The organism is Rhizobium sp. Nf11,1 (genome assembly GCF_050587665.1).
Taxonomy (GTDB): Bacteria; Pseudomonadota; Alphaproteobacteria; order Rhizobiales; family Rhizobiaceae; genus Rhizobium.
In genome coordinates this window covers 79,556-93,830 of sequence record NZ_JBOBHU010000004.1, presented here as the reverse complement: position 1 = coordinate 93,830, position 14,275 = coordinate 79,556, and the positions used below count along the sequence as shown (strand labels likewise).

Below are 14,275 nucleotides of genomic sequence, written 5' to 3'. Positions count from 1 at the left end.
TTGAGGAGATGGAGAGCGCCTCAAGGCGCTCTCATTAAAGCTTTGCTTCGGCGGCCGCAACGACAGCGTCGGCGGTGATGCCGAAATGCTTGTAAACGTCCTTGACCGGACCAGACGCGCCAAAACCCTTCATGCCGATGAAGCTGCCTTCCGGTCCGATGAAGGCGTCCCAGCCTTCGCGAACGGCGGCTTCGACGGCAATCTTGACCGGTGAGTTGCCGAGCACGTCCTTGCGGTAGGCGTCCGGCTGCTCGAAGAACAGTTCCGTGCAGGGCACCGAGACGACACGCACCGAAACGCCCCTGGCTTCCAGAGTTGCGCGGGCGGCAACGGCGATTTCGACCTCGGAGCCCGAAGCGAAGATCGTCACCTTGGCATCGGCATTGCCGGCAAGCGTGTAGGCGCCGAGTTCGCAGAGGTTCTTCGCATTATACTCTGTGCGGACGGTCGTCAGGTTCTGGCGGGTGAGAGCCAGAGCGGACGGGCGGTTCTTGCTCTTCATGGCGATCTGCCAGCATTCCGCCGTCTCGACGGCGTCGGCCGGACGGAAGACCTGCAGGTTCGGAACGGCGCGCAGCCCGGCGATCTGCTCGACCGGCTGGTGAGTCGGGCCATCTTCGCCAACGCCAATCGAGTCATGGGTCAGGACATGGATGACGCGAATGCCCATCAGAGCCGAGAGGCGGATCGGCGGGCGGCAATAGTCCGAGAAGATCATGAAGCCGCCGCCGTAAGGAATGAGGCCGCCATGCAGCGAGATGCCGTTCATGGCAGATGCCATGCCGTGCTCGCGGATACCCCAGTGCATATAACGGCCCTTGAAGTCCGTCGGCGTGATGGAGACCATCTGGCTGGTCTTGGTGTTGTTCGACGGCGTCAGATCGGCGGAACCGCCGAGCGTTTCCGGCACGAAACCGTTGATGATCTCAAGCGCGTCTTCCGATGCCTTGCGGGTGGCAACCGTCGGCTTGGTTTCTGCCAGTTTCTTCTTGTAATCGTCGATCGCCTTGTCGAAACCTTCGGGCAGATCGCCGGCAAAACGGCGGGTGAACTCGGCCTTGGAAGGCGACTTGGCAAGCGTTTCTTCCCATGCCTTGACGATGTTGTCGGAGCGGGTGCCGGCTGCGCGCCATTCATCGAGAAGATCGGAGGGGATGACGAAGGGCTCGTACTCCCAATTCAGCGCCTTGCGGGTGGCTGCGATCTCATCGGCACCGAGCGGGCTGCCGTGAACCTTGTGGCTGCCGGCCTTGTTCGGGGCGCCGAAGCCGATCACCGTCTTGCAGGCGATGAAGGTCGGACGATCGGACCTGTGGGCGGCTTCGATCGCATCGGCGATGGCGGCCTGATCGTGGCCGTCGATCTCGATCGTGTTCCAGTGAACGGCCTTGAAGCGGGCGATCTGATCGGTCGAGTCCGACAGCGAGACGGCGCCGTCGATGGTGATCGAGTTGTTGTCCCAGAAGAGGATCAGCTTGTTGAGCTTGAGGTGGCCGGCAAGGGCGATGGCTTCATGGCTGATGCCCTCCATCAGGCAGCCGTCGCCATTAATCACGTAGGTGTAGTGGTCCTGGAGGTCCGCACCGAATTCCTCGCGCAGCTTGCGTTCGGCGATCGCCATGCCGACCGCATTGGCGATGCCCTGGCCGAGCGGCCCTGTGGTGGTCTCGATGCCGGTTGCGTGGCCGTATTCAGGGTGCCCGGCGGTCTTGGAGCCGACCTGACGGAACTGCTTCAGGTCCTCGATCGTCATGTCGGGATAACCGGTCAGATACAGCAGCGAATAGAGCAGCATCGAGCCATGGCCGGCCGACAGCACGAAGCGGTCGCGGTTCGGCCAATGCGGCTTCTTGGGGTCGAAGCGCAGATATTTGGTGAACAGGACCGTCGCCACGTCAGCCATGCCCATCGGCATACCAGGGTGGCCGGAATTCGCCTTTTCAACGGCGTCCATGGCGAGGAAACGGATCGCGTTCGCCATCCGGTCGTTTTGTTGGAGAGAGGTCATAGCTTTTCTGCAAGCTCCGGGTGTCGGGGGATGGCCTCGAGCCTCCAAGACCATCGAGTGAAAGCGGCTGACACATAGCAGTTGGGGCTGGCGAGTCAATCAATGGCGGGGCAAAACCCAGCGGCCTGCGGCAATTTTTCGACATTTGATCGCGCAACTTTACAAAAGACCAAAGCGGCACGGCGGGCCTGCCCGAACGTTCATCCACAGATAGGCAGGCCGCCGGGTGACGGGATTTATTGACGGGCGGTTGGCGAGCTGCATATCCTCTTGAAATCAAAAGATCGGCAGATGTGGCCGATTCGCAGGTCCTGCACGGGAATCGGAAAGGCATGATGCCCACAGGCAAAACCATGGAAGCAGCGCTCGACGAATTGAGACAGGCGATTTCGAGCCTCGAGAACGCCGTCGACATGCGCATCGAGCGGCAGCGAGAGCAGGGTGAGATCGAGGGCGAGGTGCGACGTGTGCATGCCGACCGCTCCCGTCTAGCCCAGGAGCTCGATCAGGCCGAGTTTCGCGCCAACCGGCTGGAAGAGGTCAATCGTGAGGTATCGCGGCGGCTGGTGACGGCCATGGAGACGATCCGCGCGGTTCTGGACCGCTGATGAGAGAGAATTTGATATGGCGCAGGTGACGGTAACGATCGACGGCAAGGCCTATCGCATGGCCTGCGAGGAAGGGCAGGAGGATCATCTGACCGACCTCGCCACCCGTTTTGACAGCTATGTCGGCCATCTCAAGGGCCAGTTCGGCGAGATCGGCGATCTCCGGATCACCGTCATGGCCGGCATCATGATCATGGATGAGATTGCCGAGCTGACACGTCGCATCGCGGAGCTGGAAACCGAGCTCGAGTCGCTGCGCGGCAACCGCGACACGGTGCTTGCCGCGACTGCCCGCACCGAGGAAAGCCTCGCGGCGGCGCTCGGCGAGGTGTCGAGCCGCATTCGCGGCATCACCGACAAGCTGAATGGCCGGGCCGCCCCCGAACTCAATTGATGTCAATTAAATAGAGTCGGGCTGCGGTCGCCACTGGCGCGCCGATGCAAACGACCTTATATATCGCGATGCGGTCTGCGCCTCTCGACAGGAACCACAATCCCTGGGGCCATACTCGATCCAAAGGGAGCTGTCCCTGTCCGGGCTCGTGGGCCTGGACACACGGTGCCCACCTACGTTTGTAGGCGCCCAGGATCGTAAACATCCATCGGTCGTCGTGGATCGCACTTTCTCTTTATCGTTGGCAGTGCGCCGGATGCAGGAGCGAACGTGAGTTGCACGTCCCCCCTTTCAAGATGTCCTTACTTCTTCAGGGAAGGGTGACCTGGAAGACCTGGAACATCGTGTCGACGTCGGCGCCGCGTCCGCCTTGTAGGCTGCGCCCACCTGGAACCCATCCTTTGTAAGGCCCTTGGCTTGGATGACGCTTTGCGACCCCGGCATTCAGCGTCTTATCTCAGGCGACCGGATAGGGTCCTTCAGCGAAGACTTCGTCATGATACCCTTTGGAGCCGACGTCGAGCGCCAGTGGGCTTCGCCATTCGCGGTTGTCGCGCAGGCAATCCAGCACGAAGCGGAAATCATAGTGCGGATGCCAGCCAAGTTCGCGCGTTGCGCGTTCGTTGACGTAGACGCGATCGAGCGTCGGGAACATTTTCCAGCCGCGTTCGACGTAAAGGGCGTTCGCACCGGGAAACAGCCGCTCGACGACGGCAGGCGCGTCTCGCCTGAGTTCGGCAAGATCGCCCGACGAAAAGGGCGTCGTGGCCGAGACGATGTAGCGGCCGAAACCGATTGCCGGCGCCCTATCCAGAGCCAGCAGATGGGCGCCGACTACATCGCTGATGTCGACGCGGCGGTGAAGCAACTCGTTAGCCTGGGCATTTGCCGCTGAATATCTGTCGCGGATGTCGGGATCGTCATCGCTTTCGGGAAAGAAACGCGATGTCCTGAGGATCACGAGCGGCAGGCGGGATTTACGGGCGAAGAGTTCGCAGACGCCTTCGGCGGCGAGCTTCGTCACGCCGTAGATATTCTTCGCTACAGGAGGCACGTCCTCGGTGACCCACGCGGCGGGTTCGCCGGCGGCCGGCGTCAATGCGGCACCGAAGGTGCTGGTCGTGCTGGTGAAGACGAAGCTTGAAACACCGGAGGCGGCGGCCTCTTCGAGCAGGTTCAGCGTGCCCCCGACATTTGTGTCGAGGAAGTCGCAGTTGCCGTGAGTTGCCACATGTGGCTTGTGCAGCGTCGCGGCATGGATGACATGGCTGACTCCCGCCATGGCTTGCCGGACGAAGTCGCGATCGCGGATCGATCCGACCGTGTCGGTGAAAGCCGAAGGCTTTATGTCGATGCCGCGCGCCCACCGGCTCTGCGCTCTCAAGCTGCGCATAACCGCCTCGCCGAGATGGCCTGCGCTTCCCGTCACCAGTATCGTCATCGCGTCCTCTCCTAACCGTTTAGGCGGCGGACGCTATAAAGACCGGTGTCCTGGGACAACGCATAAATTATGCATGGGCCTGCAGGAAAGCTGCAGGCTCAGCGGGTTGTGGTGACGAGACGGCCAGCGCTGCCGTCGGAAAGCCTGATCCGCTCCCAGGTGACGCGGCCGGGGGCAATCGGCAGGCGCACATTGCCGTTGGCACCGGTGTCGAAGGTCAACGACAGCAGCCTGCCCTCGTGCCAGCCGCACTCCTCCAGAGACATTTCGGCGGCGGCGATCTCGGCTGAGGCGTAGGAGAAAAGAGAGCGGCCGAGAAAAGCGCCGAGCGGGGCGCGCCATTCCGCCTGCCGCGGTCGGGAGGCAGACAGCAGCCGATGGGTGCTATCGCAGATCAGATGCACAGGCCGGACGGAATCCTCGACCAGCCGCTTTAAAGCCGCATCGGCCGCAGCATGTTGGGGCGAGGCGAAAATCCGCTCCAGCTTGACGGCCTGTTCGGGCGAGGGAGCAAGCTGGCTGCGCTCCCAGCGCGAAACGGTCGCCTGGTTGACGCCGAGGAGTTCCGCAAGGTGCTGCTGCTTCATGCCGCGCAGCGACCGCATGCGGCGTATGCCGGCTCCTGATATCGTCATTTGTCCCGAGCTCCTACGCTTCTTTGCCAAGATAGGAGTTCGGCGGGCCGGAAGGCAAGTCGAGTCTTACGCCGGATCACTGTCCGGCTGGCCTTCGAGATCGCTTCTCAGTCGATCGAGGATGGACAGGGCATGACCTGCATAGTCGCTGATCCAGCGGTCATAGATGTGCTTGATCGGCAGGCTGTTCAGGTGGTTCCAGCGTTCGCGGCCCTCCTTCCTGGGGATGATCAGATCTGCTTCCTCAAGCACCTTCAGGTGCTGCATAACCGTGCAGCGGTCCATGTCCGGAAACATTTCGCAAAGCGTTCCGGTGGTGCGGGGCGCGTCCTTGAGCAGGTCCAGAATCTCGCGGCGGCGACGATGCGCCAGCGCCTTGAAGACAGGGTCGTCGGTTGATTCGCTTGACATGTTATGTTTTTATAACATAATGGGCGCAGACACAATGGAGAAGAGGAGAAGTGCCATGTCTCTCGGAATCCGCGTTTCCGGCCGGATCGGCCGTCCCATCGCCGAAGTGTTCGACGCCGTCGTCAACCCACAGAAGCTCAGCAGCTATTTCACCACGATCGGCGGGGCGAGCGCCCCGCTCGTCCAAGGCACGACTGTAACCTGGTGGAAGGACGCGCCGGTCGAAGTTGTCGAGCTTGTGCCGGAAAGCCGCATTGTGCTTCGCTGGGACGGCGGCACTGCCGAGGACAAGACAAGGTACAAGACGCTGGTGGAGATGAACTTCAAGCCGCTGGAGGACGGCGGCACGCTGGTGACGATTGCCGAGAACGGCTGGCGCGAGGACGAGGCCGGCCGGCGCGGCACCTATCTCAACTGCGAAGGCTGGACGCAGATGCTTTGCAGCATGAAGGCCTTCGTCGAATACGGCATCAATTTGCGCGACGGCATGTATCTCAGCGAGATGAAGGGCGAGCCGGCCAGCGCCCCGGATGTCTGACGAGGCTGTCTCGAAGGGGATCGGCGGCCCATCGCCAGACTTTGCTTGCCTGTCACACTGCGGGTGCTAGTTTCCGGAGTCGATACTTCATCTCGGTTTCCAGGAGATTCATTATGCAGCTTGGTATGGTCGGTTTGGGCCGCATGGGCAATTATATGGTCCAGCGCCTGATGCGGGGCGGTCACGAATGCGTCGTCTACGACACCAGGCCCGAAAGCGTTGCCGATTTGGCAGGTCTCGGCGCGACCGGCAGCGCTTCGCTGGAGGAATTCGTCTCGAAGCTCACGCATCCGCGTGCGATCTGGCTGATGCTGCCGGCGGCGATCGTCGACAAGGTGCTGGCGAGCCTGGTGCCGCTGCTGCAGAACGGCGATATCGTCATTGATGGCGGCAATTCCTACTATCATGACGACATTCGCCGCGGCGCTGAGCTGATCACCAAGGGCATTCATTATGTCGACGTCGGTACCAGCGGCGGCGTCTTCGGCCTGGAGCGTGGCTATTGCCTGATGATCGGCGGCGAAAAGGGCATCGTCCAGCACCTTTCGCCGATTTTCGCCACGCTGGCGCCCGGCGCCGGTACGACGGAAGCCTCGCCGAACCGCAGCGCCGAAGCGGCTGCAGCCAGCACCGCGGAACAGGGTTACCTGCATTGCGGCCCGCATGGCGCCGGCCATTTCGTCAAGATGGTGCATAACGGCATCGAGTACGGTTTGATGGCCGCCTACGCCGAGGGCCTCAACATTCTGAAGCATGCCAATATCGGCGCCGCTTCGCATGATGCCGATGCGGAAACTGCGCCGCTCGCACATCCCGAACATTTCCAATACGACTTCAATCTGCAGGATGTCGCGGAAGTCTGGCGCCGCGGCAGCGTCATCACCTCCTGGCTGCTTGATCTCACCGCCGATGCACTACATGCCGACCCCGCACTTTCGAAATTTGCCGGCCGGGTCTCGGACAGCGGCGAGGGCCGCTGGACGATCATGGCGGCAATCGATGAAAGCGTGCCGACGCCGGTGCTGAGTGCGGCGCTCTACGGCCGCTTCTCCTCGCGCGACAATGACGAGTTTGCCAATAAGGTGCTGTCGGCAATGCGGGCGGGTTTCGGAGGTCACGTGGAAAAGCCGGCTTCGAAATCCTAAGGCTCCCTTCACTGAGTCCAAGGCGACCGTCGCCCCGTAAATGGCGGATTGAAGGCGTGGCTCGGGCAGGCGACAGCCCCGGCTGTTCCTAGCCATCGGCATGGTTTTTCTACCGCTTGCTGGCGGCAGCAGTCGCGAGTATCCATTGCAAGATGTCGGCCTCGTTTCGTGCAAGCGCCGACACTTCGTTGGAGGGCGGTCGTGAAGCGTGACAGGGCAGGCGGCTTGACGGCCGCCATATCGGGCATATTGGCATTCATTGCGCTTTTCTCCGTGGCTTCGCCCAGCTTTGCCCAGGCCCAGCCGGCGCAAGCGCCAGCCGCGGCCAACCCGCCGGCCCAGGTGCGTGAGATGATGCAGCTCATGCAGACGCCCGAGGTTAAGCAATGGATGTCGACCCAGATGGCGGCGACGCCTGCGGGCGGTACAGCGGCGGAAAACCAGATGTCTGTCCTGTCGGGTCTGCTGCAGCATGCCCGTCGTCATGTCTCGATGATTTCCGATGCCGCGATGACGCTGCCCTTGCAGATTAGCAATGCATCCTCCCTGCTTTTCGGCGAAATCGCCGCCACTGGCCGGGTTCGCATGATGGCCCAGTTCCTGGCGATCTTTCTGCTGGGCGCGATCATTGAAAGCATTGCCCGCTATGCCTTCCGCCGCCGCCGTCGCCGTCTGGCTCAGATGGCAGGCATGCATCTGGCGCCACGCGTCATCCCGGCACTGATCTTCGCGGCGGCGACCGTGTTGACGCTGCTCAGCCTCTACTGGCCGCCGCTCAGCCAGAGCATTGCCATTGTCTGCGTCGTAGCGCTGATCGTCCAGCGTTTCACGATCTGTCTCGGCGGCGTGCTGGTCGATCTCATCGGACTGGCGCGAGCCGAGGAAGAACGGCAGGGCGTCCCCGCGCCGGCCATGCCGGGACGTGCCGTCGCACTCTTCTGGTATCGCCGCTCTGCAACCTTCGTCATCTATTTTATCTTTGGCTGGGCGGCCATTCAGTCGATGGAGCCGCTCGGCTTTTCCCCGAGCGCCCGGCTGTTTGTGGGATACATTCTAGGCATTGGACTGCTGCTGATCGCCATCGAGGCAGTCTGGTCACGGCCTTATAAGGACGAGAAGCGCGGTCACGAGATTTCCTGGACGCTCACCGTTTATTTCCTGCTGCTCTGGGGCCTCTGGGTCACCGGCTTCAACTGGCTGCTCTGGCTCGGCATCTATGTGCTGATGCTGCCGCGGGTGCTCGCCGTCGCGACGATCGCGGTCAAATCGCTGCGGCAGACCGAGGCGAGTTTCCTTGCCACGCGCCGCATCGCCACCGTGTTGCTTGATCGCGGCGTGCGTGCGCTGATCATCGCAATCGCGGCAATCTGGCTCGGTCGATTGCTTGGTGTCGGCGCTGACACGATGGCTGCCGGCGACAAGATGGCAGACAAGATCGCTCGCGGCGTCATCGGTGGCATTGTCATCCTGCTTGCGGCTGATCTGCTCTGGCACGTCGTCAAAGCCTATATTGACGGCAGGCTGCTCGATTCACCCCTGGATGGTACCGCGACGGACGAAGAAAAGGCGAAACACGCGCGGATCCAGACGCTACTGCCGATCTTCCGCAATATTCTTGCCGTGGTTATCGCCGTCATCGCGGTTCTGATGGTGCTCTCCGGCCTCGGCATCGAGATCGGGCCGCTGATTGCCGGAGCCGGGGTCGTCGGCGTTGCCGTCGGTTTCGGCGCCCAGACGATCGTCAAAGACGTCATCAGCGGCATGTTCTATCTCTGGGACGATGCTTTCCGCGTCGGCGAATATATCGAAAGCGGCAGCCACAAGGGCGTCGTCGAAGCCTTCAGCCTGCGATCGGTGAAGCTCAGACATCATCGCGGGCCGCTGACAACAGTGCCGTTCGGCGAACTCGGCGCGGTGAAGAACTTGAATCGCGACTGGACGATCGACAAGATCAGCCTAAACGTCAAATACGACACCGATCTCGTTAAGGCGAAGAAGGTGATCAAGCAGATCGGCCAGACACTGCTCGAAAACCCGGAATTCGGCCCGCACATCATTGAGACACTGAAGATGAAGGGCGTCGAGCAATTCGGAGAATTCGCGATCGAGATCCGCCTGTCGATGATGACGAAGCCCGGCGAGCAATTCGTCATCCGACGCAACGCACTGGCGATGATCCGCAACGCCTTCAAGGAAAACGGCATCGAGTTCGCCGTGCCGACGGTGCAGGTGGCCGGCGATCGCGAGGCCGATTTGGAGGCTGCCGTCGCGCGTTACGCTTCTCATATGCGAGCCAACGGCGAATCGGCTGCATGAATGCCGCCACCTGAACCTCATTACCGCCGCAAGGCATTCAAGCTTACGAAAATGCAATGTGCCATCAGGTATTCCTGCGCAAATTCGCCCCATTTGAAGATGATTGAGGCGCAGGCGGCGGGGTTGGGTAGCGTCGGCATGGCTTCATAGAGCTTCTATGCCCGTCATGTTACGTCTTCGAAAAATGATTCCCGCCGAATTGGAAACTGCGCAGGTAAGAGATGTCGGGTCACGGCAATTTGGAAGAGATCGAGGCGACGGACGGTTTTTCTTTTCGCACGCTTTTCAGACGTTACAGGACGCCGCTCACTGCGGCCGCGACGCTTATCGTCTTCTGTCTCGTCGGTTACGCGATCATGCAGCTCACCAACGAGGTGCGCTATGACGATGTCGTCGCAGCGCTGGCTGCGACGAGGCCGAGCGCGATCCTGCTTGCTCTGTTCTTCACGGCGCTGAGTTTCCTTTCGCTGGTCTTCTATGATCTCAATGCGATCGAATATATCGGCAAGAAGCTGCCCTTTCCGCATGTGGCGCTGACGGCATTCAGCGCCTATGCGGTCGGCAACACCGCCGGCTTCGGCGCACTCTCGGGCGGGGCGATCCGCTATCGCGCCTATACGCGCCTCGGGCTCTCGCCGGAAGATATCGGCCGCATCATCGCCTTCGTCACGCTCTCCTTCGGCCTCGGGCTGGCGGCTGTCGCGTCAATCGCCCTCATCATCATCGCCAGCGAGATCGGGCCGCTGGTCGGTGTCAGTCCATTTCTTCTGCGGCTGATTGCCGGCTCGATCATCGCCATTCTCGGGGCTGTGATGATCATTGGCCGCGAAGGCCGCGTGCTCGATTTCGGCGCCGCGGCGATCCGCCTGCCGGACTCGCGCACCTGGTCGCGCCAATTTCTGGTCACCGCCTTCGATATTGCCGCCTCCGCGTCGGTGCTCTACGTGCTCTTGCCGCAGACGGCGATTGGATGGCCGGTCTTCCTCGCCGTCTATGCGATCGCCGTCGGTCTCGGCGTGCTCAGCCACGTTCCGGCGGGGCTCGGCGTGTTCGAGACCGTGATCATCGCTTCGCTCGGCAGCGCGGTGAATATCGACGCGGTGCTGGGATCGCTGGTGCTCTACCGGCTGATCTACCATGTCTTGCCGCTGTTGATCGCCGTGCTCGCGGTCTCGGCGGCGGAGTTGCGCCGTTTCGTCGACCACCCCGCCGCCTCCAGCGTCCGCCGTATCGGCGGACGGCTGATGCCGCAGCTGTTGTCGACCTTGGCGCTGCTGCTCGGCGTCATGCTGGTGTTTTCGAGCGTCACGCCGACGCCGGACCAGAACCTGGAATTTCTTTCCAACTATCTGCCGTTGCCGATGGTCGAAGGGGCGCACTTCCTCTCCAGCCTGCTCGGGCTCGCGCTGGTGGTCGCGGCGCGCGGCCTCGGTCAGAGGCTCGACGGCGCATGGTGGGTGGCCGTGTTTTCGGCCGTTGCCGCATTGACCTTGTCGCTTCTGAAGGCGATTGCCCTCGTCGAAGCAGCCTTTCTCGCCTTTCTCATCTTCGGGCTCTTCGTTAGCCGGCGGCTCTTCACCCGGCATGCATCGCTGCTCAACCAGGCGATGACGGCATCCTGGCTGATGGCGATCGCCGTGATCGTCGTTGGCGCCGTCGTCATCCTGCTCTTCGTCTATCGCGATGTCGAATACAGCAACGAACTCTGGTGGCAGTTCGAATTCACCGCCGAGGCGCCGCGGGGACTGCGCGCCTTGCTCGGCATCACCATCATCTCCTCGGCGATCGCCATTTTCAGCCTGCTCCGACCGGCTGCTTTCCGGCCCGAGCCGGCGACAGAGGAGGCGCTGACGCGTGCCGTCGACATTGTCAGGAAGCAGGGCAATGCCGATGCCAATCTGGTGCGCATGGGCGACAAGAGCATCATGTTTTCGGAAAAGGGCGACGCTTTCATCATGTACGGCCGGCAGGGCCGCTCATGGATCGCACTGTTCGACCCGATTGGCGATCATCGCGCCGTGCAGGAACTTGTCTGGCGGTTCGTCGAAGCGGCGCGCGCTGCCGGCTGCCGCGCCGTCTTCTACCAGATTTCGCCGGCGCTGCTTTCCCATTGCGCCGATGCCGGCCTCCGCGCCTTCAAGCTCGGCGAACTGGCGGTGGTTGACCTCCGGACCTTCGAAATGAAGGGCGGCAAATGGGCGAACCTTCGCCAGACGGCGAGCCGAGCCCAGCGCGACGGGCTGGAATTCGCGGTGGTAGAGCCCGAGGACGTGCCTGATATCATCGATGATCTCGCCGCCGTTTCCACGGCCTGGCTCGAACATCACAATGCCAAGGAAAAAGGCTTCTCGCTCGGTTCCTTCGATCCCGATTACGTTTCCTCCCAACCAGTCGGCATCCTGAAGAAGGACGGCAAGATCGTCGCCTTCGCCAATATCCTCGTGACCGAATCACGCGAGGAGAGCACGATCGATCTCATGCGCTTCTCGCCGGACGCGCCGAAGGGCTCAATGGACTTTCTCTTCGTGCAGATCATGGAATATCTGCGTAACCAGGGTTTCACCCACTTCAATCTCGGCATGGCGCCTCTCTCCGGCATGTCGAAACGCGAAGCAGCGCCCGTCTGGGACCGTATCGGTAGCACCATCTTCGAGCACGGCGAGCGCTTCTATAACTTCAAAGGCCTTCGGGCATTCAAATCCAAGTTTCATCCGCACTGGCAACCGCGCTATCTTGCGGTTTCCGGAGGAGGCAATCCGATGATCGCGTTGATGGACGCGACATTTCTGATCGGGGGCGGATTGAAAGGGGTAGTGAGAAAATGATCAGGACAATCCTTCTTGCCACGGCATGCGTCTGCATGCTCGCGGCCGCGCCGGCTGATGCCGCCGAGGAAACCACGCAGAGCTTCGAAAGTGGGCTCATCCCATCGCCGCACATCTTCCTGCCGGAAGGGGAGGTGAAGGGCACCGTGATGCTGATCTCGGATGCCGCCGGCTGGGGCGATTATGAGAAGGCCGAGGCCGACAGGCTGGTCGCCGAAGGCGCTGTCGTCATCGGCGTCGACTTTCCCTCTTATATGCAGGCGCTCAGCCGCTACGACGTCAGCCTCAACGACGGCTGCATCTACATGGTCTCGGATATCGAATCGCTGAGCCAGCAGGTTCAGCGCGCGACCGGCAACAATAGCTATCACCTGCCGATCGTCGCCGGCATCGGCGAGGGCGGGGCCTTGGCCTTGGCGATCGCGGCTCAGACGCCGGATGCGACGATCGGTCAGACGCTTGCGGTCGATCCGCTGGCCGGCATTCCGCTAACCAAGGAGCTTTGCACGCCGGCTTCCAAGAAGGTGATCGGCCAACGCACGGTCTATGGCCTCAGCGACGGCGCCCTGCCGGATCCGATCATATCAGTTTTCACGCCTAAAGCTGACAAGGACGGCCGGGCGCATGCCGAGGCGCTACAGAAAGCCCATTCCGAGATCGAGATCCGCGATTCCACAGACGATGCACAGACGGTATTCGGCGACACGCTCGATGACCTCGTCACTGCCTCCGGCGCCTTCGGCAATCCGCTCGGCCTGCCGCTGGCGGTGCTGGAAGCAAGGCCTGCCTTTGATACGATGGCCGTGATCTATTCCGGCGACGGCGGTTGGCGCGACATCGACAAGGAGGTCGGCGGCACGCTGCAAAAAGAAGGCATTCCCGTCGTCGGCGTTGATTCACTTCATTATTTCTGGTCGGAGCGCAAGCCCGAGGAGACAGCCAACGATCTTTCGAAGATCATCGATTTCTATCGTAAGCAGTGGAAGGTGAAGCATGTTCTGCTCGTCGGCTACTCATTCGGCGCCGATGTCGTGCCCGCTACCTATCAGCTGCTCAAACCGGCCGAGAAGTCCTCGGTGGTGCAGTTGTCGCTGCTGTCGCTCTCGCACCAAGTTGATTACGTCATCTCCGTTCTCGGCTGGCTCGGCCAGAAGACCGAAGGGGCAGGGGGAGATCCGATCAGCGACCTGAAGAACGTCGACCCGAAGTTGGTGCAGTGCATCTACGGCAAGGAAGATGACGATGATGTCGCTTGTCCGGCACTTAAAAATAGCGGCGCCGAAGTAGTCGAACTGCCCGGCGACCATCATTTTGATGAGAACTACGATCTTCTCACCAAGTCGATCATCGATGGGCTGAAGAGACGGCTGCAGGATTAACGCATCAGCCGTTCTTCACTCCAGCCGAGTTCGGCGAGTTCCCTGCCGCGAAACCGCGCATCATCGGCGACGATGAATTCGTCGAGCTGCGGCGGGGCAACGCTGGTGCCGGCAAGCATTGCATGGACCTGGCCGCGATGATGGGTCTGATGCTGAAAAAGGTGGGCAAGCACGTCGTCCATCCGCTCCTGCTGAATACGATCGCCGCGATGGAGACTGACGATCGAGATCAGCCTTTCCGGCGTCAGGACTTCGCAAAGGTCGATCAGGCGCTGATCGACCTTTGCCTGCGCTTGGGTCAGTGACTCGACATCGTCGAAGGGTTCGTCCACCTCGAAAGCCTGGAAGCCGAGCGTGCCACCTTCCATGCCGTCGACATAGAACCAGTCGACGGTGATGATATGATTCAGGGTCTCCTTGATCGACGGAAAGAAGCTCGTGCGCGGCGCTTCGAATTCGCCCGCCTTCAACGCCGCGCAGGCGTGAAGCAGCCGGTGGTTGGCAAGGGCGTTGTTATAGGCAAGCTTGCGAAACGCCCTGGCGGGATCGAAGGTCGACATCGGCGGCTTTCCTCT

12 protein-coding genes and 1 other RNA gene are annotated in these 14,275 nt (G+C 61.5%); 8 read left to right on the top strand and 5 right to left on the bottom strand.

What is annotated here, in order from left to right:
- Nucleotides 1-34: 34 nt before the first annotated feature.
- Nucleotides 35-2,008 (bottom strand): transketolase, encoded by a 1,974-nt coding sequence (tkt, locus tag ACQ7C1_RS08275; protein WP_430957939.1) that lies wholly within the window; start codon nt 2,006-2,008, stop codon nt 35-37.
- A gap of 332 nt (nt 2,009-2,340) precedes the next feature.
- Here tkt and ACQ7C1_RS08270 point away from each other — a divergent pair, with 332 nt between their 5' ends.
- The 3 genes from ACQ7C1_RS08270 (at nt 2,341) to ssrS (ending at nt 3,238) form a co-directional block, all read left to right on the top strand.
- Nucleotides 2,341-2,616, top strand: a complete 276-nt coding sequence (locus ACQ7C1_RS08270) for a DUF4164 domain-containing protein (RefSeq protein WP_011426717.1) — start codon at nt 2,341-2,343, stop codon at nt 2,614-2,616.
- 16 nt (nt 2,617-2,632) lie between these two features.
- On the top strand, nt 2,633-3,010 hold the full coding sequence (locus ACQ7C1_RS08265) for a cell division protein ZapA (protein ID WP_085779349.1): 378 nt from the start codon (nt 2,633-2,635) through the stop codon (nt 3,008-3,010).
- Nucleotides 3,011-3,079: 69 nt separating this feature from the next.
- Nucleotides 3,080-3,238: non-coding RNA, 6S RNA (gene ssrS, locus ACQ7C1_RS08260), on the top strand.
- Between the two features lie 229 nt (nt 3,239-3,467).
- Here the strand turns inward: ssrS and ACQ7C1_RS08255 are convergent.
- From ACQ7C1_RS08255 to ACQ7C1_RS08245, 3 genes are all read right to left on the bottom strand, one after another.
- A complete protein-coding gene (locus ACQ7C1_RS08255; protein WP_430957938.1) occupies nt 3,468-4,451 on the bottom strand; it encodes an NAD-dependent epimerase/dehydratase family protein in 984 nt (327 codons plus the stop codon).
- A gap of 98 nt (nt 4,452-4,549) precedes the next feature.
- Nucleotides 4,550-5,086 (bottom strand): helix-turn-helix domain-containing protein, encoded by a 537-nt coding sequence (locus ACQ7C1_RS08250; protein ID WP_430957937.1) that lies wholly within the window; start codon nt 5,084-5,086, stop codon nt 4,550-4,552.
- Nucleotides 5,087-5,152: 66 nt separating this feature from the next.
- Entirely contained in the window at nt 5,153-5,497 is a 345-nt protein-coding gene (locus ACQ7C1_RS08245; protein WP_430957936.1) for an ArsR/SmtB family transcription factor, read from the bottom strand.
- A 55-nt stretch (nt 5,498-5,552) separates the two neighbouring features.
- Between ACQ7C1_RS08245 and ACQ7C1_RS08240 the strand changes: the two genes are divergently transcribed.
- The 5 genes from ACQ7C1_RS08240 to ACQ7C1_RS08220 all read left to right on the top strand — a co-directional run bounded on the left by ACQ7C1_RS08240 (nt 5,553) and on the right by ACQ7C1_RS08220 (nt 13,700).
- Nucleotides 5,553-6,035, top strand: a complete 483-nt coding sequence (locus ACQ7C1_RS08240; protein ID WP_430957935.1) for an SRPBCC domain-containing protein — start codon at nt 5,553-5,555, stop codon at nt 6,033-6,035.
- A 113-nt stretch (nt 6,036-6,148) separates the two neighbouring features.
- Nucleotides 6,149-7,180 (top strand): phosphogluconate dehydrogenase (NAD(+)-dependent, decarboxylating), encoded by a 1,032-nt coding sequence (gene gnd, locus ACQ7C1_RS08235; RefSeq protein ID WP_285192634.1) that lies wholly within the window; start codon nt 6,149-6,151, stop codon nt 7,178-7,180.
- 201 nt (nt 7,181-7,381) lie between these two features.
- Nucleotides 7,382-9,496, top strand: coding sequence for a mechanosensitive ion channel family protein (locus ACQ7C1_RS08230; protein WP_430957934.1), 2,115 nt, complete (start codon nt 7,382-7,384; stop codon nt 9,494-9,496).
- A gap of 221 nt (nt 9,497-9,717) precedes the next feature.
- Nucleotides 9,718-12,321: a bifunctional lysylphosphatidylglycerol flippase/synthetase MprF gene (gene mprF, locus ACQ7C1_RS08225; RefSeq protein ID WP_430957933.1), complete on the top strand. Its 2,604-nt coding sequence runs from the start codon at nt 9,718-9,720 to the stop codon at nt 12,319-12,321.
- A complete protein-coding gene (locus tag ACQ7C1_RS08220; protein ID WP_430957932.1) occupies nt 12,318-13,700 on the top strand; it encodes a virulence factor family protein in 1,383 nt (460 codons plus the stop codon). Before mprF ends, ACQ7C1_RS08220 begins: the two co-directional genes overlap by 4 nt.
- Here ACQ7C1_RS08220 and ACQ7C1_RS08215 read toward each other — a convergent pair.
- Complete coding sequence (locus ACQ7C1_RS08215; protein WP_097597317.1) at nt 13,697-14,260, bottom strand: DinB family protein; 564 nt, start codon at nt 14,258-14,260, stop codon at nt 13,697-13,699. The two genes, ACQ7C1_RS08220 and ACQ7C1_RS08215, sit on opposite strands and share 4 nt — an antisense overlap.
- Nucleotides 14,261-14,275: the final 15 nt, after the last annotated feature.